Origin of the sequence: Bacillus sp. JJ783, assembly GCF_036963225.1 — a bacterium.
Lineage (GTDB): Bacteria > Bacillota > Bacilli > Bacillales > Bacillaceae_G > Bacillus_A > Bacillus_A cereus_U.
This window is the reverse complement of the sequence record NZ_JBALMG010000089.1, coordinates 13,466-36,379: the sequence shown is the minus strand read 5'-3', so window position 1 is coordinate 36,379 and position 22,914 is coordinate 13,466. Positions and strand designations below refer to the sequence as shown.

Below are 22,914 nucleotides of genomic sequence, written 5' to 3'. Positions count from 1 at the left end.
TCAATTTATAATTTATATAAAATTATTTGGATGGAAGAGGAAATGAAATATTTTTATAAACATGTTGCAGTTATACATTATTAATGTTATATTAGCAAAGCGATGAGCTAATTTACGTAAGTCGAGAGATATGCTTAAGTGCTAAACACGCGAATGTGGTCGCCTGGTCTTTCGCCGTAAACGCATCAAGACGCCTGCTTTGCAGGCGTCTTTCTCATTATGTAAGAAGATATTTTATTTTAATATTTATAAAATGTTATAACTATATATTAAGATTGAAAATAGGTAATAGGTGAGGGTATGAAAAGACTCTTTCTTATTATCTTTTTGTTTTATGTAGGCTGCATTTCATTTGATGATTGCTATCAATCTTTTAAGTGCGTTACAATAAATGGGTTAGAGTTACTGATATTGGAATTAATATATAAGGGTGAGGTACTGTGGGGGAAGAAAAGGAATTAAAAATACAACAAGAACAATTGAAAGTGGAAGTACATCAAACGAAACGTTCATCAAAAACGAATTTTTCTTATCAAATGCATACATATTTAAACAATTCTATTCGTTTTTCAGATGTAAAAGCAGCTGGGATTAGTGGTGTAAATGTAACTATTTTTCGCTTGTTTTTTGATCCATCGACTATTCAAATGTCTTGGGGATTTTTAACATTAGGTGCGAGTTTAATTGGTTTATTAGTAGGGATTGTATTTGCAATTTTATCTATTATGCCTCGTTTTATGGAAAAAAAAGAAAATGGTTTGATATACTGGGGAAGTGTAGCTGATATGACTAGAGAGGACTATATAGAGGCGATTAAAGGTGCAGAAGGCGACCATCTATTAGAAGAATTGCTCAGTCAAAATTATACGTTATCTCTAATTGCGAAAAAGAAATTTGCAATGACTAAGTATGCATTTTTATTTTCGCTCGTAGGATATATTTTCTTAATAATAGGAGAAGTTGTGAAAGTATTATAGAATTTTGGAATGGAGGAGATTATGGATGGCATATAAGCCAAAAGCAATTGATACATCAAATGTTGAGATTCCGAAAGATATTCAGGAACTTACAGAGTTAATTTCTAAAAATACACATGAAGTTTGGGCGGATCAAAGATTGCAAGAAGGTTGGAAGTACGGAGAAAAAAGAGATGAAGATAAAAAAGAACATCCTTGTTTAATACCTTATGAAGAGCTTTCAGAAATCGAGAAAAACTATGATCGAAGAACTTCATTAGAGACAATTAAAGTGATTTTAGCGCTTGGTTATGAAATAAAGAAAAGGTAGAACAGCAAAGTGAAAGTAGCTGTTCTACCTTTTTTTAATACATAATTGGGATTCCTTGTTGTACAAATGAAAGGTTGTATTGAGAGAAAGTATTTGGTGCATAATCGGGATAATGCATTGCGTAAAGTATAGGTTTATAAGCGTCGGGATAATAGGATAGTACCTCTGTTAAGTGTGCATGGACTGGATTGTAAGTTAAATCTACATCTTGAAAAATGGCTACGGTTTCTTGGTTTATTTGTTCTTTTAAATTGCTATTTTTTAATTTCTTTATATCAGATGAAAATAGGATGTTTTGTTGTTTGCTTAAATCATAGATTTGTAGTGCGAAACTTATCATATCCTCACAGTGGAAATTTGTTGTATCAATGAATTTAATTTCAATTGTATTTTCAATTGTTAAAGACGACTGTTCATCGCTCAACGTATGAATATCGCAGTAATCATGTAAAGTTAAATTTTGATTGCATAAACCTGGAGAGAGAAGAGATTCAAGTTGTTTAAATTGACATTCTTTAATAATAATCTGTGGTTTTCTGTGATTTTGTTTGCTTGTGGTTGACCAATAACGTCTTTGAAGGAACTCTTCTAGCCCACCGATATGGTCGAAATGAAAATGCGTGAGAAGTATATAATCAATATCAGTATATGTATATGGACTAGCTTCTAAACTGAATCTTAAAGTCGTACCAGCATCAATTAAGATATTCGTATTTGAAATTGAAATAATGTAGTTATTGTGAAAGTATTTTGTTGAAAATCCTTGTCCTACTCCTAATGGATATATTTTCATATAGGTCCCTCCAAAAAATGAACATTTTGTGAAAAGTTATGCTAAAATGTTGTTAGTAATTAGTGGAAGTATAGCATACTGAAAAGAATTTGGAGTGTTTTGAAACTAGATATTTGGATGTGAAATCGATGTTGGAAAATCTGGAAGAGCGTTTGTTGTTACATGAATTAACTGTGGATGTTCCGAGTGGGAAGCGTTCCTTCTTTATTTATAAAGGAGATATGTCGCAAGCTAAGGCCACTGTTTTTTTTGTTATTGCACATGGCTTGTCATTAGATGAAAGTGGTGAATTGTACGAAGCATTTGACAATAAATTTTCTCTTTCTACTTCGAAAGAGAGGAAGCTATTATCACTTTCCAGTGGAGGCTGGATTGGTATCATTAATCAGAAACAACAAAATAAAACATTTTTAATTCTTCATACAAATAAAAAAGAGGGAACGAGATATTCCTTAGATTTACTAGAAGAATACATCAAGGGATGTTTTTTAGCATTAACATTACTAGAATATAAAGGGTTTGAGCTAAAGGATGTTTGTTTACCTGTTATCGGTAGAAAAGGAATAGAGACTGAACATCATTTAGTAGCTATAAATATGATGATCCAGTATGCAACAAATTGGTTAAGAGACACATCCTGTTGTGAAAAATTATCATATTTTTTATATGTGCAACAAGATAATGATGTGTGGATGAATTCTTTGGAAAAAGCATTGAAAGGCACGAATATTGCTCCGGATTTTGATGAAATAATTCGAAATTTACGAAAAAAAATTGTAAGTGAAATAAATAATATTTCCGTAAAAAATGATTTTTATACTAGTAAATTAAATGGAATAAAACAAGAGCTAGAAAAAAGAGAAGATTCTAGTAGAAATGTAGCAGTTTTATGTAGAAGTTTAATCATTGAAATAAATAAGGATATATGCCGAATTGCAGGAATGCCTGTTTCATCATTTAGGAAGAATATAATAGAGATTAAAAGGAATAAAGTAGTAGAAGAATGGATGATTAATCATTTTATTATACTATACGAGTATAATGAAGACGGTAGAGATAATACTCCATTATATGGGCCGAAAACTTTGGAAAAAGATGATATTGCTATTATGTATTTTACTCTTTTAAGAGTTATCAAATTTTTAAATAAAATGTTGCCCAAAAGGATGAACGTGGAATGAATATTATAAATCGTGTAATAGTTGATTCAACCTTTGGTGATCGATCTTTTTTGTTGTGTAAAGGTGATTTGTTAGAAAGTAGTGGGGACGGTGCCATCGTCATTACTACGTATAAAAATGAAAGTGGTCAAATATATGGTGAGCTAGTAGAAAGTATTAGGCAGAGGATGAATATAGATACATTAAAGATTGATCCTTTTTATCATGTCAACGACCAAGTTTTTATTGGTTATACGATTCTTCAAGAAGGCAAACAGGATAAATTTGTATTAACGATTAATTTTAATAGAACACACGATATATTATTTTCAAAAGAAGAATATGAAGAATTAATCGAAGGAGTATTTGCCACGCTAGCAGCATTAGAATTTTCGGGATATCGTTTTTCTTCCATCGCTCTTCCGGTTATTGGTAGGAAGGGATTGGTAGGAAACTATAGTGCTGAGATTACAACGTTACTTGAGCATGCAACACGTTGGTTAAAAAAGTCTAAATATACAAAGACGATTTATTACTGTATTTATTTGGATGAGGACGTTGAGATTTGGAATGCAACGCTGAATCAAGTGTTAGGGCGTTCGATTATTCCGCTGCATTATTCTAAAGAGATGGATCAAATTCAAAAGGAATTGTTAAATATATTGGATTCTATTCCTAAGTCTGATGCTTTTTGGGAGGACACATTTCTCCCGTTAAGAACAGCGTTACAACGTGTAAATGAAATACAGTTTGAAACTCTTGCAGCATTTGGAAGGAAATTTGCTGAAAATACTTGTCAGAATCTTTGTGAGCTAACAGGGACTGGCACAGAATTATTTGATATGAACTTAAGAAATATTAAAAATAATAATGTATTAAACCGAAGTATGAGTCAGTATATGTATGGATTGAGATCGTTTGGTAACCCAGCTATTCATAGGACTGCAACTTTAATAGGAGAGAATAGACCAACAGAAGAAGACATATACGTACTCTTATTGATGCTCCGGAAAATTTTAAAGTTATATGGGTTGTTAATCTATAATCAGAAGTTAATTTGAAAAGAGGGATAGAATCTTGGAAAAGGGATCTAAGTTTATTGTTTTCTCTGACTTGAAAGGTTTTTCAAAAATGAATGAACAAGAGTTCAAAAATTTTTATGAACACTATTTAAAATTACTTGTTGAATCTATTCGGTCGTATAAGGATAAAGCGATAGTATGGAATACATGGGGAGATGCGTTTATTGCTTTATTTGAAAATGGAGAAGATGCTGTTTCTTTAATGCTGGAATATCAAAAATTTTTCCGCAAGCACAAATTAAGTATGACGCCTCGCATTGCAGGGCACTATGGTGAGGTATATATTTTCGAGGATCCTATGTTAAATAATCGAAAAAATGCAGTTGGAGAACATATTAATCGAGCTGCTCGAATTGAGCCAGTTACATTTCCAGGAGAGATTTATATTACAGAAGACTTTGTACAGGCTTATAAGCAATTTAATGAAATGGAAGCGGTGTTTTTTGAAGATTTAGGTGATGTTCAATTAGCAAAAAAATTCGGAGAACAGCATTTACATAGATTATATTCAGCTAAAGATGAAGGGTGGAATGTTACCAATTTGTTTTTTAAATATAATTTAAAAGAGGCGATTCCGCCACGTCCTCAAGTGATAGATGTACAAGAAAGAGACGTAGTACAACAAGTTATTTCAACTAGAGATAAGGATGAGTTATTGATACTCCAAGAGAAATATAATTTTGATACGTATAGCGGACCATTCCTTCTTGAGTTAGCCAAAGTATATAAAAAATTTGGTGTATATGATAAAGCACTTATGTACATAAAAAAAGTAGAAACATGGTCTATGGTCGTGAATGAAATTAATCTTTACCCATTTATGGAGGATAAAGAATTAGTGAAGTTAAAGGCGAACTGTTTGACTCGTATGGGGAACTATGATGAAGCAGCTAATTTGATGCATGCATTATTAAAGGAGAATAGAATAGATTCTGACGCTTTAGCAATGTTAGCGGCGCAATTTAAACGTAGGGCTTTATATAAAGAAGATTGTTTATTAGATAGAGAGAGTATTAACTTTTCAGATTTACGGAAGGCTTTAGATTTATATTTAGAGGCGTTTCGTGTTAATCCTGAAGATTTTTATCCTGCAATTAATGCAGTGTACATACAAAAAATTTTAGGATTAACAGATTGCTTTACTTTCGCGAATTATATTTGGAATCGGTGGTCTGAATATAACGAGGAGTCATGGTGGTATTACAGTACTTTAGCTGAAGTACAACTTATTCATGATCGTTATGAAGCGAGTGAAAGGTTGATGAAGCGTGCGATTCGCTTAGGGAAGCCGAATACTTTTGAAAAGCAATCAACATTAGAACAAATTAAACAATACTTGTTCATTATGGGGCTGGAAAAAGAAGGAGCAGGTATCGTGAAGTTGTTATGTTCAGATAGCGAAAAGAAAACTTTAGTGAATAGGGGATAAAAATGGAAAAGGTGTTTATTAGTTATTCTACAAAAGATGCAAGTATTGCTGATATGTTATGTAGTAAATTAACTGATGCTGAAATAGAATATTGGTTTGCCCCGAAAGATATTCCGGTTGGGGGAGTATATAGTGAACATATCGTACAAGGTCTTCAAGAGTGTAGTTGTGTACTACTTATTCTTTCAGAGAATGCTAGACAATCTAAACATGTAGAAAATGAAGTAGAACTAGCATTTGATTATAAGAAAAGGATTATCCCGTTTCGAGTAGATGATAGTAAGTTAGGTAGATTTTTTGAATATTTTATAAAAAAGATAAGTTGGTTTGATGCAGCAGTTGGGGAAATAGAGGAGCACGCAGATGAACTTATTGTGAAAATAAAGGAAAGTTTAGCTTACGATAGTTTAGAGTCCACTGTAAATGAATCAGAGCTTTATTACGAAATGATTCCTAGCGATATTTCTAAAGAAGAAGGAACAAGTTTTTCTTTGAATATGTCAAATAAACTGTTTGCAATTAAAGACAGTGAAATTGATAAAATTAGTAATATATATGAAAGAACTTCTAACTTTAGTGAATGTTTGCAGGAGTTAAAAAAGAATCACATTTTATTTTTACATAATGAACAGGCCATTGGAAAATATACAACTGCAATTGCGCTTGCGAATGAGTTAAATATAGAAAACATGTATCAATTTTTCCCGGACATGAGTTGGAAAGAATTAGCGAGTACAATGTTAAAGGAAAGTACGGTATTTATTATCGATCATATTACATATGATTCCTTACAAGGATTGAAAGATCCTGTAATAAAACAGATGATAGATTCTTTAAAGAACCATAATAGCTACTTCATTATTACAGTTAATATTGATAGGGAAGAAATAAACAATGACATACAAAAATATATGAAGTTTTGCCCAATTCCTAATGAAAAGGAACAAATAATAAAGAAACATGTAAGGCTTTTAAATAAAATAGATTCAGAGATAGAGGAAGTTAATCATCTATTAAAAAAGAATGAAATTAAACAATATATAGATTTAGTATTTGTTCCGAGAGATGCAGAGTATTTTTCAGAGAGAGTATTGTGCTTATTAAACGGTAAAATGCAAGAAGATGATTTGTTAGCTGTTTTAAGACAGAATATCAATGAGCGAATTGAAAATTTATTACATGAAAATGCAGGGATACGAAAATATACGATGCTTCTAGCGTTATCTATATTTAATGGTATGGAGTATCAATTCATTGGAGAGTCTGCAGGACGTTTACGTAAAATGCTAGAACAAGAACTGGAGATAAAAGATGAAGTTCAAGTAGGAAGCGCTTTGACGACTCCAGTGAAGCAAGAGATTAAGCAACTTGGAGGAGTTTTATATCATGCACAAACATATTCACATCTAGGTGTCCTACCAACAAAGTGTGCAAAATTTAAGTATGAAGAGGATGCTAGAGCTATATTGTTAGAATCCTGGAAATCTTATTTTACTCCTGAGTTAAAAAATGTATTTATGAAGTGGTTAATGGAAGAAGCAATGGGCTCTAACAAACAAATAAATAAGCGGATTTTAGAGATGATAGCGGTGCTCTGTAAAGAAGACTTTTTATTTATTTATAATGTGACTATTTCTAATTGGGCTGGGCAGAAAAAATATATTTACAATATGAAAGTTATCCAGCTATTTCTTTTATTGTTGCAAGATAAAGATAATATGGTCCTAGTGTCACGTGTATTACGCTACTGGACTGCAAGTAATAATTATAATTTCAAGAAAACCGCTGCAAGAGTGTATGGAACAAAAATTGGAATGATGATGTATCCACAAGCTTTGGCAGGGTTAAAAGAGATATTTAATAAATCAAATGTAGCTTTACAGGATATAGCATGGGAGAGCATTGAAAACTTATTTAGACTAGGTGAAAATAAAACGGGATATCACGGAGCGTTATTTACATTCTTGAGAAGTTGGGTACAAGAAGAATCGTTACGTACGAATAAGCAAAGGGAATTACTGGAGTTAGTTATTTCATTGATTTGTACACTTTCACCAGATGTGCTTGTTTACTTGTTTACAAATAAACATATACGAAGTATGAGTTTAGTTCCGATTATCAGTGAATGTTTACAGAATGAAGAAACGAGAATTAATACGACAAAATGGATTCAAAACTTATTTAAAGAATTGGAGAACAGAGGAGAGGTACATCAGGATTTATGTCAATTTATGAAAGAGTTGTTTATTGAAGGTGGCGATAGAATAGAAACGAAAATGCGAATTATTCTAGAACGACTTGTTGAGTCTGAACAACACTATATTATTAGTCCTGTAATTCCTGAAATTATAGAAATCCAGAGGGAGAGAAAAAATGACATTTATTAAATCTAGACAACCGGCCAAAGTGAAATTCTGGGGGAAACAAGAACCTTCAACGCAAGTGTTAGCACTTGTATATACAAATAATGAAGGTGAATGTCTTGTTGTGCAAAATGGAGATTATGCATTAAATAGTGAATTGAAACATGGAAAATACCATACTGTTTATGAGGTAGATACAAGTGTGTATAGTTATACGTTTCATAAAGAGGTAATGTGTGAAGATGGTCAAAATGCATTTTTAATTAGAATGCGCATTAGTTATTATGTTGGTAATCCAGAAATTATAGTTAGAAGAGGGATTGTAAATTCTATTAATATGTTAGATGAATTGTTATTTTATTCTATAAAAGAGGTTACGAGAGACTATCCAATTGATCAAATTAGGGCGGTAAATGGAGCACTAAAAGGATTGCAAAATGATAGTAAATTTAATAGGGTTTTTGGTGAATATGGTTTAGCAGTTGAAGCTTTGGAAGTAGATGTTGAGTTAGGGCATGAAACGCGTGAAAGAGTTAAAAGGAAAATGAAAATTAAAGATGAGCAAGAAGAAAAGCGTTTGAGAAAAGAAGGAGAACTTGAAAATCTTGTGCACTTTATGGCAAAGTACGGAGAGGCGGGAGTATTTAATTCTGAAGAAGAGCGAACAATATTTATTATGAAAGGATATGAGCGAAAACAACAAGAAGAACAAGAGGAGCGCGAAAAAAATCGGGAGAAAGAAAACAGAATGCAGGATTTAATAGAAGATATGGTCAAAAAAGGTGAAGATGCGCCACGAATTAGGGAAATAGTACAGACATTGAATGAAATTAATTCAGGAAAAGATTTTGTCTCATCAGAAGCTGATATGTTGGAAAAAGCTAAGTGGGGTAAATTAGGAGAAACATCAGAGTTTAAGCGGAAAGAGAGATTAGATGGATAAGTTATTAGAATGGTTTTATAAATCATACATATTTTTACTTTCTATACCTATAGCAGCACCTATTCGATTTGCTATTATATTATTTTTAATCATGTTTATCGGGAAGTATTTGATTTTTTATCTTTTCCCTTATGCGAGTAAGAAAATTTTAGGTTTGCTTGAGTGGTGTATTAAAAAATTAGTAAATGGGATTACTAGATTTATTAGTGCTACTATGCGTAAAAGAAGACAAAAAGGAAAACGTGTCTCAGCTGTTTTTAGTATCGCGGAATTATTAATAAGTATTATCGATAAGGGTTTTGAATATATAAAGATGTATGCTTTGAAATTCATTAGTTTTATAGTGAGATTAGAGTATAAATATAAGATAACAATGAGAGTTTGCATAGTTATAATTCCTATTTTAATATATGTATTTCCTACTAATTCGTATACTTTAAAAGTATACGAATCTGAAAATAAATTGATTCAAGAACATTTAATTCCTTTGGGTTTTGATCCGCAGACACTAAGCGCGAGTAGTGAAGGGAAGACAATACTAAAAGTGAAGGATGAAATGGAAGGAGGAAATGTGCGTCAAGAAGCTCGAATTGATGCAGAAGTTGTAGAAGCTGTCTCTCCTGGGGTTGAACTTGTGTATTTAGAAGAGAATGTACAAGTTCAAGATAGTGATAATGAACAACGTACGTGGTTAAAAGTAAGGCTGCCAGATGGAAATATTGGCTGGATTAGTGGTGCAATTGTGGAAAAAGTGCAATGAAATATAAGAAGGTTATTGTGAATCGGTCTTCGCAATAGAAAAAACTATTGTGCACGAATGAAATAAGGTTGTTGGATAAAACCCCCATTTCCGGAAAAGCTACAAATGAAAGTATGATTTTGCCTAGAAGAGGTGAACGGAAATGAAATGGATACTAATTGCAGTGCAAGCTTTCGTTATGATGTTTTGCTTAGCTTATGGATCCGATGTGAGGGCAGAAATAACAGAAAAAGAACCTGCAGTTACAATTTTATTAGAGCGTATGTATGTTGATGGAGAAGTAAGCGAGGAAATACTGACAGAAAAAGTAGCGGATTTAGAAAAGTTTTTGCAGCAATATAAAGAATGGCAACTTGTTGATCGTGATGATGTGCAAATCGTATTACAAAAGAAAGTTGAGGATATTTCTCCTTTACTGAAAACGAGCGGTTATTTTGGTGTTTCAGAGGAAGGGATATTGCAAATTTTCAAAGGGGTACCGAAAAGTGATAACGCGATCCATTCCTTCTTTCAAATTGATATGAAAAAGCTTGAAAGTTATGAGCGTGCGGAATTGAAACGTGGTATTCGCATAAAATCAAAAGAAGGTTTTGTAAAGACAATCGAAAAAATGAAGCAGTACGCAGTGCAAAATAAGAAAAAAAGCAGCTCAGGGTGAGCTGCTTTTTCTTATTTATTCTTAGCTAAAATCTCTTTTGCGATTTCATCAATTAGCATATCTTTTCCGATTGGATTGAAGGCTTTCGTATTGAAGGCTTCATTTGATACTTCATATACGTGATTATTTTTTACTGCTTTATTATCTTTCCAAACGGCACTGTTTTTATAGTCTTCGTACACTTTATCAGCTTCTCCGCCGAAGTTTACAATAAACATTTGATCAGGCTGGAATGCAACAAGACCTTCTAGTGATACTTGTGCCATCGTTTGTTTTAAATCTGTACCTTTTGTTGCTGGAAGCTTTAAATCGTTAAAGAGTATGTCACCATATCCGAAGCTACCGTATACACGGAAGTTTTGTGGTGTTACTGCAACGAACATAAAGTTCTCATCTTTTGTTTTTTCTTTAATTTTTTTAGATAAAGACTCTGCTTTTTTATCGTAGTCTGCAATCCATTTGTCAGCTTTCTTCTCTTCGTCAAATAGTTTACCTACTTCTTTAAACTTACCGCGCCAGTCTTCTAAATTTGTTTCTAGAACAACTGTCGGTGCAACTTTTTCTAGTTGATCATAAATTTTCAATTGACGATTGTTTAAAATAATTAAGTCTGGTTTTAAAGCAGTAACAGCCTCTAGGTCAACTTTAGGCGCCCAGTACCAGCCGACTGCTTTTACTCCGTCTAGCTTGTCTGTTAAGTGGTTTTGGATTTTATCTTTATATGTGTTTGCTGTACCAACAGGCTTATGTCCAAGAAGTAATAACTCTTCTGTTGATCCAGATAAGTCAACAATTCTCTTTGGATTTACTGGAATTGTAGCTTCCCCTTTAGCGTGTTTTACAACTTTTGTTTTCGGTTGTTCTTTTGCTTTGGATTCTTCTTTTTGAGAAGAACAGCCAACAATAGAAAGAACAACTAGCATAATAGTAAATAAAATAAATAGCCTTTGTTTCATCCTGATGTAACCCCTTTAATTAATATTGATAATCATTATTGACTACTGTATATTAAGGTGCTTTATACTTTCTGTCAATGGAAAATAACAGAAGTTTCAAATAGAGAACATTTGTTGGGGCAGTCTCGCTTTTCTATTGTTAAATATGTTAAAATGGAATACATGATTTGAGAGGGAGAGATCGTATTTTGTTTGAATATGTTACAGGTTACGTGGAGTATGTAGGACCGGAATATGTCGTAATTGATCATAATGGAATTGGTTATCAAATTTTCACACCAAATCCGTATGTATTTCAAAGAAGTAAGCAAGAAATTCGTGTCTATACATATCATTATGTGAGAGAAGATATTATGGCACTTTACGGATTTAAAACACGTGAAGAGCGTTTATTATTTACAAAATTGTTAGGTGTATCGGGGATTGGACCAAAAGGTGCTCTTGCAATTTTAGCTTCTGGTCAAACAGGACAGGTCGTGCAAGCGATTGAACATGAAGATGAGAAGTTTTTAGTGAAATTCCCAGGTGTCGGAAAGAAAACAGCGCGCCAAATGATTTTAGATTTAAAAGGAAAACTAGCAGATGTCGTGCCAGATGCGTTTGTTGACCTGTTCTCGGATGCCGAAAGTTTTGATCAGAAGAAAGGTTCATCAACTGAGCTTGATGAGGCACTTGAAGCACTAAGAGCACTTGGTTACGCGGAGAGAGAAGTTTCTCGCGTTGTACCAGAATTATTAAAAGAATCACTTACAACGGATCAATATATTAAAAAGGCACTTAGTCTTTTACTAAATGGTAAGAGGTGAGTATAATGGACGAACGTCTCCTTTCAGGGGAATCTGGATACGAAGATGCGGATTTAGAGTATTCATTACGGCCACAGACGCTCCGTCAGTATATTGGCCAAGATAAAGCGAAACATAATTTAGAAGTTTTTATTGAAGCGGCGAAAATGCGTGAAGAAACGTTAGATCACGTACTTTTATATGGACCACCTGGACTTGGTAAAACGACGCTTGCGAATATTATCGCCAATGAAATGGGTGTTAACATTCGAACAACGTCAGGTCCTGCAATTGAAAGACCAGGAGATTTAGCGGCTGTATTAACAGCACTTCAGCCTGGGGATGTATTATTTATTGATGAAATTCATCGTTTGCATAGATCTATTGAAGAAGTGTTATACCCAGCGATGGAAGACTTTTGCCTTGATATCGTTATTGGGAAAGGACCGTCAGCTCGTTCTGTACGTCTAGACTTACCTCCATTTACGCTAGTTGGGGCAACGACGCGTGCAGGTGCATTATCAGCACCACTTCGTGACCGTTTTGGTGTACTTTCACGATTAGAGTACTATACAGTAGATCAGCTTTCTGCGATTGTAGAACGTACAGCAGAAGTGTTTGAAGTTGAAATAGATTCGTTAGCTGCATTAGAAATTGCAAGGCGTGCCCGTGGTACACCTCGTATTGCGAATCGTCTATTACGACGTGTACGTGACTTCGCACAAGTTCGCAGTGACGGAACCATTGCGATGGAAATTACACAAATGGCGTTAGAACTATTACAAGTAGATAAATTAGGACTTGATCATATCGATCATAAATTACTGCTTGGTATTATTGAAAAGTTCCGCGGTGGTCCAGTTGGATTAGAAACTGTTTCAGCAACGATAGGGGAAGAATCGCATACGATTGAAGATGTGTATGAGCCGTATTTATTACAAATTGGCTTTTTACAAAGAACGCCAAGAGGCCGGATCGTAACGCCGCTCGCATACGAGCATTTCGGAATGGAGATGCCAAAAGTATGACGGAGATGCCAAAGCTGCTTATTACAGCTGGTATTTTGCTCATTGTTGCTGGATTAGCTTGGAAGTTCATAGGAAGGCTTCCAGGCGATATTTTTGTGAAAAAAGGTAACGTTACCTTTTATTTTCCTATCATTACATGTATTGTGTTAAGTATTGTATTATCTTTTATTATGTATATAATAAATCGATTCAAATAAGAAATAGGTGGATACAGTTATGGATATTAATTTGTTTGATTTTCATTTACCAGAAGAGCTCATTGCACAAATTCCGCTTGAAGAGCGTGAAACATCAAGATTGATGATGTTAGACCGTGAAACAGGAGATATTGAGCACAAACATTTTACGGACATTCTTTCTTACTTACATGAGGGGGATTGCTTAGTTTTAAATGAAACGAAAGTTATGCCTGCTCGCTTGCACGGTGTGAAAGAAGATACAGGTGCACACATTGAAGTACTTCTTTTGAAACAAGAAGAAGGCGATAAGTGGGAAACGCTTATAAAGCCAGCGAAGCGTGTAAAAGAAGGAACTGTTATCTCTTTTGGTGAAGGAAAGTTAAAAGCAACTTGCATTGGAACAGCAGATCAAGGTGGGCGTCAACTTGAGTTTTCATATGACGGCATCTTTTATGAAATTTTAGACGAGCTTGGAGAAATGCCACTTCCTCCATATATTAAAGAGACGCTAGAAGATCGCGATCGTTATCAAACGGTATATGCGAAGGAAATCGGTTCAGCAGCAGCACCGACGGCTGGACTTCACTTTACAGAAGATTTACTCGAGAAATTGAAGCAAAAAGGCGTGGGGTTAGCGTTCATTACACTCCATGTAGGACTTGGAACATTTAGACCAGTTTCTGCAGATACGATTGAAGAGCATCATATGCACGCAGAGTATTACCATATGTCTGAAGAGACAGCTGCGTTATTAAACCGCGTGAAAGAGAACGGCGGACGTATTATTACAGTAGGTACGACATCAACTCGTACGTTAGAGACGATTGCGACAGATCATAGTGGTAAGCTTTGCGCCGCTTCTGGCTGGACAGATATTTTTATGTACCCAGGATACGAATTTAAAGCAATTGATGGTTTAATTACAAACTTCCATTTGCCGAAATCAACATTAATTATGCTTGTAAGTGCATTTTCAAATAGAGATAATGTACTTCATGCTTATAATGAAGCAGTAAAAGAAAAATATCGTTTCTTTAGCTTCGGTGATGCGATGTTCGTTGCATCTCACGCTAAAATGAGAAACAAATAAAAGGAGTAAATTATGACAGCAATTCGTTATGAATTTATTAAAACTTGTAAACAAACGGGTGCGCGTTTAGGCCGAGTACATACGCCACACGGTTCATTTGATACACCAACATTTATGCCAGTTGGTACACTTGCAACAGTTAAAACGATGTCACCAGAAGAATTAAAAGCAATGGATTCTGGCATTATTTTAAGCAATACGTATCATTTATGGCTACGTCCAGGCCACGAAATTATTCGTGAAGCAGGTGGCTTGCATAAGTTTATGAACTGGGATCGTGCAATCTTAACGGATTCAGGTGGATTCCAAGTATTTAGCTTAAGTGATTTCCGACGTATTGAAGAGGAAGGTGTTCATTTCCGCAATCACTTAAATGGCGATAAATTATTCTTATCTCCAGAAAAAGCAATGGAAATCCAAAATGCATTAGGTTCAGATATCATGATGGCATTTGATGAGTGTCCACCGTTCCCTGCTACTTTTGAATACATGAAGAAGTCTGTAGAGCGTACAAGCCGCTGGGCAGAGCGTTGTCTAAAGGCGCATGAGCGTCCACAAGATCAAGGTTTATTCGGTATAGTGCAGGGCGGAGAGTTTGAAGAACTTCGTCGCCAAAGTGCGAAAGATCTTGTTTCAATGGACTTCCCTGGCTATGCTATAGGCGGTCTATCTGTTGGTGAACCGAAGGATATTATGAATCGTGTTCTTGAGTTTACAACACCACTTCTTCCTGATGATAAACCACGTTACTTAATGGGTGTAGGTTCTCCCGACTCGTTAATTGATGGTGCGATTCGCGGTGTTGATATGTTTGACTGTGTACTTCCAACTCGTATCGCTCGAAATGGTACATGTATGACAAGTGAAGGCCGTCTAGTTGTGAAAAACGCGAAATTCGCTAGAGACTTCGGGCCGCTTGATCCGAACTGTGATTGCTACACATGTAAAAACTATTCACGTGCGTACATTCGCCACTTAATGAAATGCGATGAAACATTCGGAATTCGTTTAACGTCTTATCACAACCTTCATTTTCTGTTAAACTTAATGGAGCAGGTGAGACAAGCTATTCGTGAAGACCGTCTTGGCGATTTCCGCGAAGAGTTCTTTGAACAGTATGGCTTTAATAAACCGAATGCTAAAAACTTCTAATACATAATTTAAAAGGAGGAACACAAGATGAATGCAGGTATGATGAATATCGTTATGATTGTTGCGATGTTTGCGATTTTCTATTTCTTATTAATTCGCCCGCAACAAAAGCGTCAAAAAGCAGTTGCTCAAATGCAAAATGAAATCAAAAAAGGTGATGCTATCGTAACAATCGGTGGTTTACACGGTACAATCGAATCAGTAGACGAAACGAAAATCGTTGTTAAATCTGGTGGTTCACACTTAACTTTCGATCGCAATGCGATTCGTGAAGTTGTGAAAAACTAATGATGAAGGCCCTGCATGAAATGTGCAGGGCCTTTTTTTACTTATTTTGTTTTGACATATTTACACCGAAAATGCCTCCGAGTGTACTCGCACCCATTAATGCTAATTGGTAGAGTAACTGTGAGTTCGATAAAGTTTGAGAGAAGCCTAAATAGTTAACGAGAAAGACGAGAAGAGTGAATGTGAGCCCTGTAGTGAAACCTACTAACCAACCTTTTCCTTGTGCCTTTTTACCAGCAATAAATCCAGACATAAGCATAGATAGAAGGGCTAGTATAAAAATAGTAATTACTAATGTCCCTTCATTAATATTCGTAAATTTTAATAAAAGAGCCATGATCATACTTGTAATAGATGCGAGGATTAATAGGGTAATAATACCGAAGCCGATTGCGCTCGATAATTTTTTTGTTCCATCCATTATGCATTCCCCCTTTTTAATACAAGCATATTTTCATTTTGTTTAAGTTAGACTAGTTTCTTTTTTGTAGGGGAGCCTATAAGTAAAAAAGGGGGGTGTAGAAATGGAATGGGTATCAATAATCGGACGAACAATGCTTTTGTATATAATCATTTTAATTATTTTTCGTCTTATGGGTAAACGTGAAATTGGAGAATTAAGTGTATTAGATTTGGTTGTATTCATTATGCTCGGTGAAATGGCTGTAGTGGCAATTGAAAATACAGATAAATCACTTTGGCATCAATTAGTTCCAATGACTTTTCTAATGTGTATACAAATCATTTTGTCGGTCATTTCTTTAAAGTTCCAGCGTTTTCGGCATTTAATAGAAGGGGAGCCTGCGATTCTTGTGAATGCAGGTAAAATTGATGAAAAAAAGATGCGGAAGCAGCGATATAACATAGATGATTTATTGATGCAATTACGTGAGCAAGGAATCGGTGATGTGCGTGATGTAGAATACGCTATTTTAGAACCATCTGGAAAGTTATCTGTCTTTCAAAAACAAAAAAGTAAAAAGAGCAAAAATGATACACCAATTTTTACACTCCCACTAATTATTGATGGAGAAATTCAATACAATCATTTGCAAATGATTGAGCATACAAATGAGTGGCTCGTTGAGAAATTGAATAACTTAGGTTATAAAGATGTGAAACAGATTGTATATTGTAGTTTTCAAAATGGACAATTTTTTGTTGATTTGAAAGAAAATTAGAGGCTTACCATTTTGAATGGCAAGCCCGCTTACTTCAAAAATGAAAGTTTCCGAATGATAGGGAGACGACTTAATTCTTCTTTTCGAATGAGTTTGAAAACGAAGAGGAGCACGATATAAACGATTGTTGTTAAGGTGATTTCCCATAATGTTTGTACGCCAAGTGAATGAGAAAAAACGATATGCTTATGAAGATAAAAACCGAAGGTACCAGCAATCCCGATAGCAATTCCGCCGAAAATATAGTCTTTTGCGTAAATGGTAAATGCAATTTTCTTTAAAACAGTGGCGTAGTGAAGGAATGTTACGGTTACTATATTTGCTGCGATGGCGAGGGCAACCCCCATCATTTGGAACTCTGGGCGTGAAGCGAGTGCAAAAATAACGATTAATTTTACGATAGCGCCAATAAAGGTGTTCATCATAGCAGCGCGTGCTAAGTTTAAAGCTTGCAACACAGATGTAAGGGGACTTTGGAAATAATGAAATAAAAAGCAAGGTGCAAGAAGCTGGATGAACGCGGCCGCGTTGTCTGATCCGTACATGAGAGTTAAAACTGGAGAAGCAAATACATATAATATAACGACTGACCATCCGCCGGTTATTAAGGAAATTCGAAGCGCTTGTTGTAATCGGTGTTCCACTAATTTGTGTTGTCTCTTTGCCATTGCCTCGCTAATTGATGGGACGAGTGCTGTAGAAAGAGCATATGTAATAAAGGCTGGCAGTGATAGAAGCGGGAACGCATATCCGTTTAATATACCGTATTGCTGAGTGGCGACAGAAGCAGCAACGCCGGCGATCGCTAAGCTTTGCATAACGACGATAGGTTCAAAGAAATAAGAAACGGAACCAATTAAACGGCTTCCTGTAGTTGGTAATGCAATGTCCATAAGGGAATAAAATGTATTTTTGCTCTCCTTTACAGTAGTGAAAAATCCAGAACGTATAGATAAATGTTTTTCGCGTTGGAATAAAGTAAGTAAAAATAATAAAGATGCAACTTCGCCAAGAACAGCTGATAGCATGGCACCGGCTGCAGCATATTCTACGCCGTAAGGTAAAAATAACCGAATGCATACAGCGATAATTGTAATGCGGACAACTTGTTCTATGACTTGAGCATAAGCGCTCGGCTTCATATTTTGTTTCCCTTGGAAATAACCACGTAAAACAGAAGAAACTGCAATAACTGGAACGACAGGTAAAATAGCCATTAATGGATAGTAAGTTCTTTCATCTGTTAATAATGTTTTTGCTAAAATAGGTGTGAGTAGCATAATCCCAATTGTTAAAATGATACTAATAACGGATGTAACGGCTAGCGAGACAGTTAATATTTTTTTAACTCTTTGCTTATCGTTCACCGCTTCCGCTTCTGCTACAAATTTTGCGATTGCAACAGGAAGGCCAATTTGTGTTAGTGTAATTGCTAAAATGAAGGTGGGGACAGCCATCATATAAAGACCAACGCCTTCTTCGCCTAAAATACGTGCCATTACAATGCGGTTAATAAATCCAAGGATTTTTGTAATAAAGCCAGCTATCATTAAAATAAATGCACCTTTTAAAAAGCTTTGTCTCGTCATACTCTTCTCCTACCTTCTCAAAATCAATGGAATGATTTACAATAATTTATATGCACGTATGAGACAAGAATGACAAGCATTTAAGAGAGTAAAGTGTGAATGGTACTCTTGAAAGAAGTTATTACTGTCCATTAGAGCGGGATTAAAAGCGACTTTTCGTGCTGAAATAAGAAGGAGATGTTATATATGTTGGATAAAGAGGCTTTGGTAGAATCATACCGCGGACAGTTACAAGTCGTTTTAGAAAGTAAAGTAGAAGAGTTTCAAATGTTCGGTTACGACCGAGTGACAGATAATGATATTTGGAAGTTTCTCAAGGCGAAAAAGTGGAAAAAGATAGACAGTGATGTTAGGTTATATGAATTAGTAAATGATGTATTAAGAGTAAGTACTAATGAATATATGAATTATTTAACTGTTGAAGCATATCAAGCACCACTTTGGTCGTTTGATGAATATGAAAATAAATAACCGACTGTAATTGGTTTGTTCTTCCTTTTGCAGTATAATGATAGGTATTGATAAAGAGGAATTAATTATGTCTAAGATTATATATAAAGGAGGTAGTGAAGAGAAAAAATAAATAATGAAAGTGTAGGTATTGTGAAAAGCTTACCGACACAGCTAGTGATGAACTAGCGAAAATACATGTATTTTATAGAAAGTAAGTCTACTAACTAGGCGTATGCACACGTGCAAAAATAAATCGTAAGAGATTTATTGAAAGTGTTAGTAGCAGAAAGAGGGTACATATGGCAAAGCGTGGTACAAGAATTGCCGCCTTTTTCCTCATCGTTTTATTAATTGGTGGAGTAATTGGTGCGGCAGGAAAAGACATAGCAAAAGGAATTAGTCTAGGACTAGACCTTCGCGGTGGTTTTGAAATTCTGTATGAAGTAAAACCAGCCAAAAAAGGTGATAAAATCGATCGTGATGCACTTGTAAGTACAGTAGGTGCTCTTGAAAATCGTGTCAATGTTCTTGGTGTAAGTGAGCCGAACATTCAAATCGAAGGGGAAGATCGAATTCGTGTACAGCTTGCTGGTGTACAAGATCAGCAAAAAGCACGTGAAATGTTATCAACACAAGCGAAACTAACATTCCGTGATGTGGATGATAACCTTCTTATGGACGGAACGGATTTAAAAGGCGGCGGAGCGAAGCAAACATTTGATGAGCAAGGCCGTGCGAGCGTAGGTCTTACACTAAAAAGCGCTGAAAAATTCCGTGAAGTAACTGAAAAGATTTCAAAAATGCCACCACCAACGAATTTAATGGTAATTTGGCTTGATTTTGAAGAAGGAAAAGATTCATATAAAGCAGAATCTGCAAAACCGAATCCGAAGTTTTTATCAGCAGCAACAGTAAGCCAAGTATTTAACCAAGCTGAAGTATCTATCGTAGGTGGAAACTTTACAGTTGAAAGTGCGAAAGAACTTTCATCTTTATTAAATGCAGGTGCACTTCCTGTTGATTTAAAAGAAATGTATTCAACATCTGTTGGAGCGAAATTTGGTCAACAAGCATTAGAGCAAACGATTTTCGCTAGTGCGATCGGCATTGCTATTATCTTCTTATTCATGCTTGTATTCTACCGTTTACCAGGACTTGTAGCGGTTATTATGTTAGGTTTATACATTTTCGTTACATTACTTGTCTTTAACTGGATGCATGCAGTTCTTACGTTACCGGGTATTGCGGCATTAGTGCTCGGGGTTGGTATCGCAGTTGATGCGAATATCATTACGTACGAGAGATTGAAGGAAGAGCTTAAAATTGGTAAGTCGATGATGTCAGCATTCCGTGCTGGTAACCATCGTTCATTATCGACAATTTTAGATGCGAACATTACAACAATTGCAGCAGCTGGTGTATTATTCGCTTACGGTAATAGCTCTGTAAAAGGATTCGCAACAAGTTTAATCGTAAGTATTTTAGTTGGTTTCATTACGAACGTATTCGGTACTCGTTTCTTACTAGGTTTACTTGTAAAGAGCCGTTACTTTGATAAGAAACTATCTTACTTTGGTGTTAAGCAAAAGGATATTATTCCATTAACAAAAGGTGCAGTACATCCACCGACGAGATTTGATCGTATTAATTTCGTAAATATCGGTCATAAATTTTTCTTATTCTCAATTGTAGTTGTAATTGCTGGGGCAATTATATTACCGATTTTCAAAATGAACCTTGGAATTGACTTTGCAAGTGGTACACGTATTGACTTGCAATCAAAACAAGCACTTACTGTGTCTGACGTTCATAAAGACTTCAACGAACTGAAGATTGATGTGAAAGAAGAAAATATTGTACCGACTGGTAATGATAATAAAGGTTTCGCAGTTCGTACGTTAGGTGTTCTATCAAAAGATGAAATTGCGAAAACAAAAACATTCTTTAACGATAAATACGGTACAGAGCCAAACGTAAGTACAGTTTCACCGACAATCGGTAAAGAGATTGCACGAAATGCATTCATCGCGGTTCTGATAGCTTCATTGGTTATCATCTTATACGTAAGTATTCGTTTCCGCTTTACATATGCATTATCTGCGGTAATCGCATTGTTACATGATGCGTTCGTTATGATTGTTATGTTTAGTCTTTTCCATATAGAGGTAGACTTAACGTTTATCGCTGCGATATTAACGATTATTGGTTACTCTATCAATGACTCAATCGTTACGTTTGATAGAAACCGTGAGTTATACAAACAGAAAAAACGAGTTCGCGATATAAAAGATTTAGAAGAAATCGTAAACTCAAGTATTCGCCAAACAATTGGTCGTTCAATTAATACAGTGTTAACAGTGTTATTCCCAGTAATTGCACTACTTATTTTCGGTAGTGAATCACTGCGTAACTTCTCGCTTGCATTATTAATTGGATTAGTTGTAGGTACGTACTCTTCTATTTTCGTTGCTTCTCAAATTTGGTTAATGCTTGAAAACCGCCGTTTGAAAAAGGGCAAAAACAAGAAGAAGGTTGAGAAAGAAGTATCTGAACCGCAAGTATAAAAAATAAAACATATAAAAAGATGATGTCTCTATATGAGGCATCTCTTTTTCGTTTGCGGACACAATAAAGTAGCGCCTTTTTTAAGGGGAGATAAATGGAAGAAAGTGGTGATGTTATCTTTATTTTTGTTACAATAAAGTGAAACTTTAATCAGTGGGAGTCTTACTGCTCGTTAAAGCGGGATAAAAAGAGAGGTTAAGAAAAGAAGGGATTTTAATTATGGAAAAAGATGAACGTTTTAAACAGGCCGAGTTTGGTGCTATTGTCGGAATCGTTGGTAATATTATATTAGCGATTGTAAAAGCGGTAATCGGTTATATTGGAAACAGTAAGGCACTTTTAGCGGATGCGGTGCATTCTGGATCAGATGTAATTGGCTCGTTAGCTGTACTTTTTGGATTACGAGCAGCAAAGCAACCGCCTGATGAAGATCATCCGTATGGTCATGGTAAAGCGGAATCGATTTCAGCGATTATTGTTGCGGTATTATTATTTATTGTTGGACTAGAGATAGCGATTTCGTCTATAAAAGCTTTTTCACAAGATTTAGAACCACCAAAAGGAATTACGATTTTTGCAGTTATTCTTTCGATTGTAATGAAAGAAGGGATGTTTCAGTATAAATATCGATTAGGGAAGAGGATAAATAGTGATGCAATTATTGCAAATGCATATGAACATCGTTCGGATGTGTTTTCTTCAATTGCAGCTTTAATCGGCATTTGTGCAGCTATTATCGGCGGTAAGTTAGGTATAGATTGGCTTGTATATGCCGATCCAATTGCGGGATTATTTGTCTCAGTTCTCGTTGCTAAGATGGCGTGGAGTATTGGAGCAGAAGCTATTCATGCAACGCTTGATCATGTTCTGCATGAAGAAGATGTTGTTCCGCTTAGGGAGGCAGTTTTTCAAGTGGAAGGTGTGAAAAAAATCGGCTCTTTATATGCAAGAGAACATGGCCACTATGTTATTGTTGATATTAAAGTATCTGTAGATCCATATATCACTGTAGAAGAAGGTCACCGCATCGGAAAACATGTAAAAGAAAAACTTATGAAACAAGATAACGTACAAAATGTTTTTGTACATATTAATCCGTATTCTCCAAATTAAACATAACGGATATTTAATTATATAGATATCGAATCGTAGTTTGCATTATATTGTCACCCC

The 22,914-nt window shown here is 35.1% G+C and carries 23 protein-coding genes; 19 read left to right on the top strand and 4 right to left on the bottom strand.

Features of this window, described 5'->3' with window-relative positions:
- The first annotated feature begins 440 nt into the window (after positions 1-440).
- The gene (locus V7038_RS19070; protein ID WP_335471365.1) at positions 441-977 is read left to right on the top strand and encodes a Pycsar system effector family protein; all 537 of its coding nucleotides are present in this window, start codon (positions 441-443) and stop codon (positions 975-977) included.
- Positions 978-1,002: 25 nt separating this feature from the next.
- Complete coding sequence (locus V7038_RS19065) at positions 1,003-1,287, top strand: RyR domain-containing protein (protein WP_335471363.1); 285 nt, start codon at positions 1,003-1,005, stop codon at positions 1,285-1,287.
- A gap of 34 nt (positions 1,288-1,321) precedes the next feature.
- Here the strand turns inward: V7038_RS19065 and V7038_RS19060 are convergent, their stop codons facing one another.
- Positions 1,322-2,080: an MBL fold metallo-hydrolase gene (locus V7038_RS19060; RefSeq protein WP_335471360.1), complete on the bottom strand. Its 759-nt coding sequence runs from the start codon at positions 2,078-2,080 to the stop codon at positions 1,322-1,324.
- Between the two features lie 128 nt (positions 2,081-2,208).
- Here V7038_RS19060 and V7038_RS19055 point away from each other — a divergent pair, with 128 nt between their 5' ends.
- The 7 genes from V7038_RS19055 to V7038_RS19025 all read left to right on the top strand — a co-directional run bounded on the left by V7038_RS19055 (position 2,209) and on the right by V7038_RS19025 (position 10,475).
- A complete protein-coding gene (locus tag V7038_RS19055; RefSeq protein ID WP_335471358.1) occupies positions 2,209-3,261 on the top strand; it encodes a hypothetical protein in 1,053 nt (350 codons plus the stop codon).
- Positions 3,258-4,301 carry a hypothetical protein gene (locus tag V7038_RS19050; RefSeq protein WP_335471355.1) on the top strand — a complete coding sequence of 348 codons (1,044 nt, stop codon included), beginning with the start codon at positions 3,258-3,260 and terminating at the stop codon, positions 4,299-4,301. The genes V7038_RS19055 and V7038_RS19050 overlap by 4 nt, the downstream gene beginning before the upstream one ends.
- A gap of 16 nt (positions 4,302-4,317) precedes the next feature.
- Positions 4,318-5,751, top strand: coding sequence for a tetratricopeptide repeat-containing protein (locus V7038_RS19045; RefSeq protein WP_335471352.1), 1,434 nt, complete (start codon positions 4,318-4,320; stop codon positions 5,749-5,751).
- A 2-nt stretch (positions 5,752-5,753) separates the two neighbouring features.
- A complete protein-coding gene (locus tag V7038_RS19040; RefSeq protein WP_335471348.1) occupies positions 5,754-8,138 on the top strand; it encodes a toll/interleukin-1 receptor domain-containing protein in 2,385 nt (794 codons plus the stop codon).
- Positions 8,125-9,057 carry a hypothetical protein gene (locus V7038_RS19035; RefSeq protein ID WP_335471346.1) on the top strand — a complete coding sequence of 311 codons (933 nt, stop codon included), beginning with the start codon at positions 8,125-8,127 and terminating at the stop codon, positions 9,055-9,057. The genes V7038_RS19040 and V7038_RS19035 overlap by 14 nt, the downstream gene beginning before the upstream one ends.
- Positions 9,050-9,817 (top strand): SH3 domain-containing protein, encoded by a 768-nt coding sequence (locus V7038_RS19030; protein WP_335471344.1) that lies wholly within the window; start codon positions 9,050-9,052, stop codon positions 9,815-9,817. Before V7038_RS19035 ends, V7038_RS19030 begins: the two co-directional genes overlap by 8 nt.
- Positions 9,818-9,959: 142 nt before the next feature.
- Positions 9,960-10,475, top strand: a complete 516-nt coding sequence (locus tag V7038_RS19025; RefSeq protein WP_002112016.1) for a BofC C-terminal domain-containing protein — start codon at positions 9,960-9,962, stop codon at positions 10,473-10,475.
- A gap of 11 nt (positions 10,476-10,486) precedes the next feature.
- Here V7038_RS19025 and V7038_RS19020 read toward each other — a convergent pair whose 3' ends face one another.
- Positions 10,487-11,431, bottom strand: coding sequence for an iron-hydroxamate ABC transporter substrate-binding protein (locus tag V7038_RS19020; protein ID WP_002112014.1), 945 nt, complete (start codon positions 11,429-11,431; stop codon positions 10,487-10,489).
- Positions 11,432-11,619: 188 nt separating this feature from the next.
- Here V7038_RS19020 and ruvA point away from each other — a divergent pair, with 188 nt between their 5' ends.
- The 6 genes from ruvA to yajC are packed head-to-tail and all read left to right on the top strand — an operon-like array spanning position 11,620 to position 15,953.
- The gene (gene ruvA, locus V7038_RS19015) at positions 11,620-12,237 is read left to right on the top strand and encodes a Holliday junction DNA helicase RuvA (RefSeq protein ID WP_002112013.1); all 618 of its coding nucleotides are present in this window, start codon (positions 11,620-11,622) and stop codon (positions 12,235-12,237) included.
- Positions 12,238-12,242: 5 nt separating this feature from the next.
- Positions 12,243-13,244 carry a Holliday junction branch migration DNA helicase RuvB gene (ruvB, locus tag V7038_RS19010; RefSeq protein WP_000344470.1) on the top strand — a complete coding sequence of 334 codons (1,002 nt, stop codon included), beginning with the start codon at positions 12,243-12,245 and terminating at the stop codon, positions 13,242-13,244.
- Positions 13,241-13,441 (top strand): DUF2905 domain-containing protein, encoded by a 201-nt coding sequence (locus tag V7038_RS19005; RefSeq protein WP_002112011.1) that lies wholly within the window; start codon positions 13,241-13,243, stop codon positions 13,439-13,441. The genes ruvB and V7038_RS19005 overlap by 4 nt, the downstream gene beginning before the upstream one ends.
- A 19-nt stretch (positions 13,442-13,460) precedes the next feature.
- A complete protein-coding gene (queA, locus tag V7038_RS19000) occupies positions 13,461-14,513 on the top strand; it encodes a tRNA preQ1(34) S-adenosylmethionine ribosyltransferase-isomerase QueA (RefSeq protein ID WP_002199279.1) in 1,053 nt (350 codons plus the stop codon).
- A 12-nt stretch (positions 14,514-14,525) separates the two neighbouring features.
- Complete coding sequence (tgt, locus tag V7038_RS18995; RefSeq protein WP_002015319.1) at positions 14,526-15,665, top strand: tRNA guanosine(34) transglycosylase Tgt; 1,140 nt, start codon at positions 14,526-14,528, stop codon at positions 15,663-15,665.
- Positions 15,666-15,692: 27 nt separating this feature from the next.
- A complete protein-coding gene (yajC, locus tag V7038_RS18990) occupies positions 15,693-15,953 on the top strand; it encodes a preprotein translocase subunit YajC (protein ID WP_002112007.1) in 261 nt (86 codons plus the stop codon).
- Between the two features lie 37 nt (positions 15,954-15,990).
- Here the strand turns inward: yajC and V7038_RS18985 are convergent, their stop codons facing one another.
- Complete coding sequence (locus V7038_RS18985) at positions 15,991-16,374, bottom strand: TIGR04086 family membrane protein (RefSeq protein ID WP_105584397.1); 384 nt, start codon at positions 16,372-16,374, stop codon at positions 15,991-15,993.
- 103 nt (positions 16,375-16,477) lie between these two features.
- On the opposite strand from V7038_RS18985, the gene V7038_RS18980 reads away from it, so the two are divergent.
- On the top strand, positions 16,478-17,134 hold the full coding sequence (locus V7038_RS18980) for a DUF421 domain-containing protein (RefSeq protein WP_199659380.1): 657 nt from the start codon (positions 16,478-16,480) through the stop codon (positions 17,132-17,134).
- A gap of 29 nt (positions 17,135-17,163) precedes the next feature.
- Here the strand turns inward: V7038_RS18980 and spoVB are convergent, their stop codons facing one another.
- Positions 17,164-18,723, bottom strand: a complete 1,560-nt coding sequence (spoVB, locus tag V7038_RS18975; RefSeq protein WP_199659381.1) for a stage V sporulation protein B — start codon at positions 18,721-18,723, stop codon at positions 17,164-17,166.
- 186 nt (positions 18,724-18,909) lie between these two features.
- Between spoVB and V7038_RS18970 the strand changes: the two genes are divergently transcribed.
- The 3 genes from V7038_RS18970 (at position 18,910) to V7038_RS18960 (ending at position 22,854) form a co-directional block, all read left to right on the top strand.
- Positions 18,910-19,194, top strand: coding sequence for a post-transcriptional regulator (locus tag V7038_RS18970; RefSeq protein ID WP_002112000.1), 285 nt, complete (start codon positions 18,910-18,912; stop codon positions 19,192-19,194).
- A 281-nt stretch (positions 19,195-19,475) separates the two neighbouring features.
- On the top strand, positions 19,476-21,740 hold the full coding sequence (gene secDF, locus V7038_RS18965) for a protein translocase subunit SecDF (protein ID WP_199659382.1): 2,265 nt from the start codon (positions 19,476-19,478) through the stop codon (positions 21,738-21,740).
- Between the two features lie 220 nt (positions 21,741-21,960).
- Positions 21,961-22,854, top strand: coding sequence for a cation diffusion facilitator family transporter (locus tag V7038_RS18960; protein WP_335471338.1), 894 nt, complete (start codon positions 21,961-21,963; stop codon positions 22,852-22,854).
- Positions 22,855-22,914 lie beyond the last annotated feature (60 nt).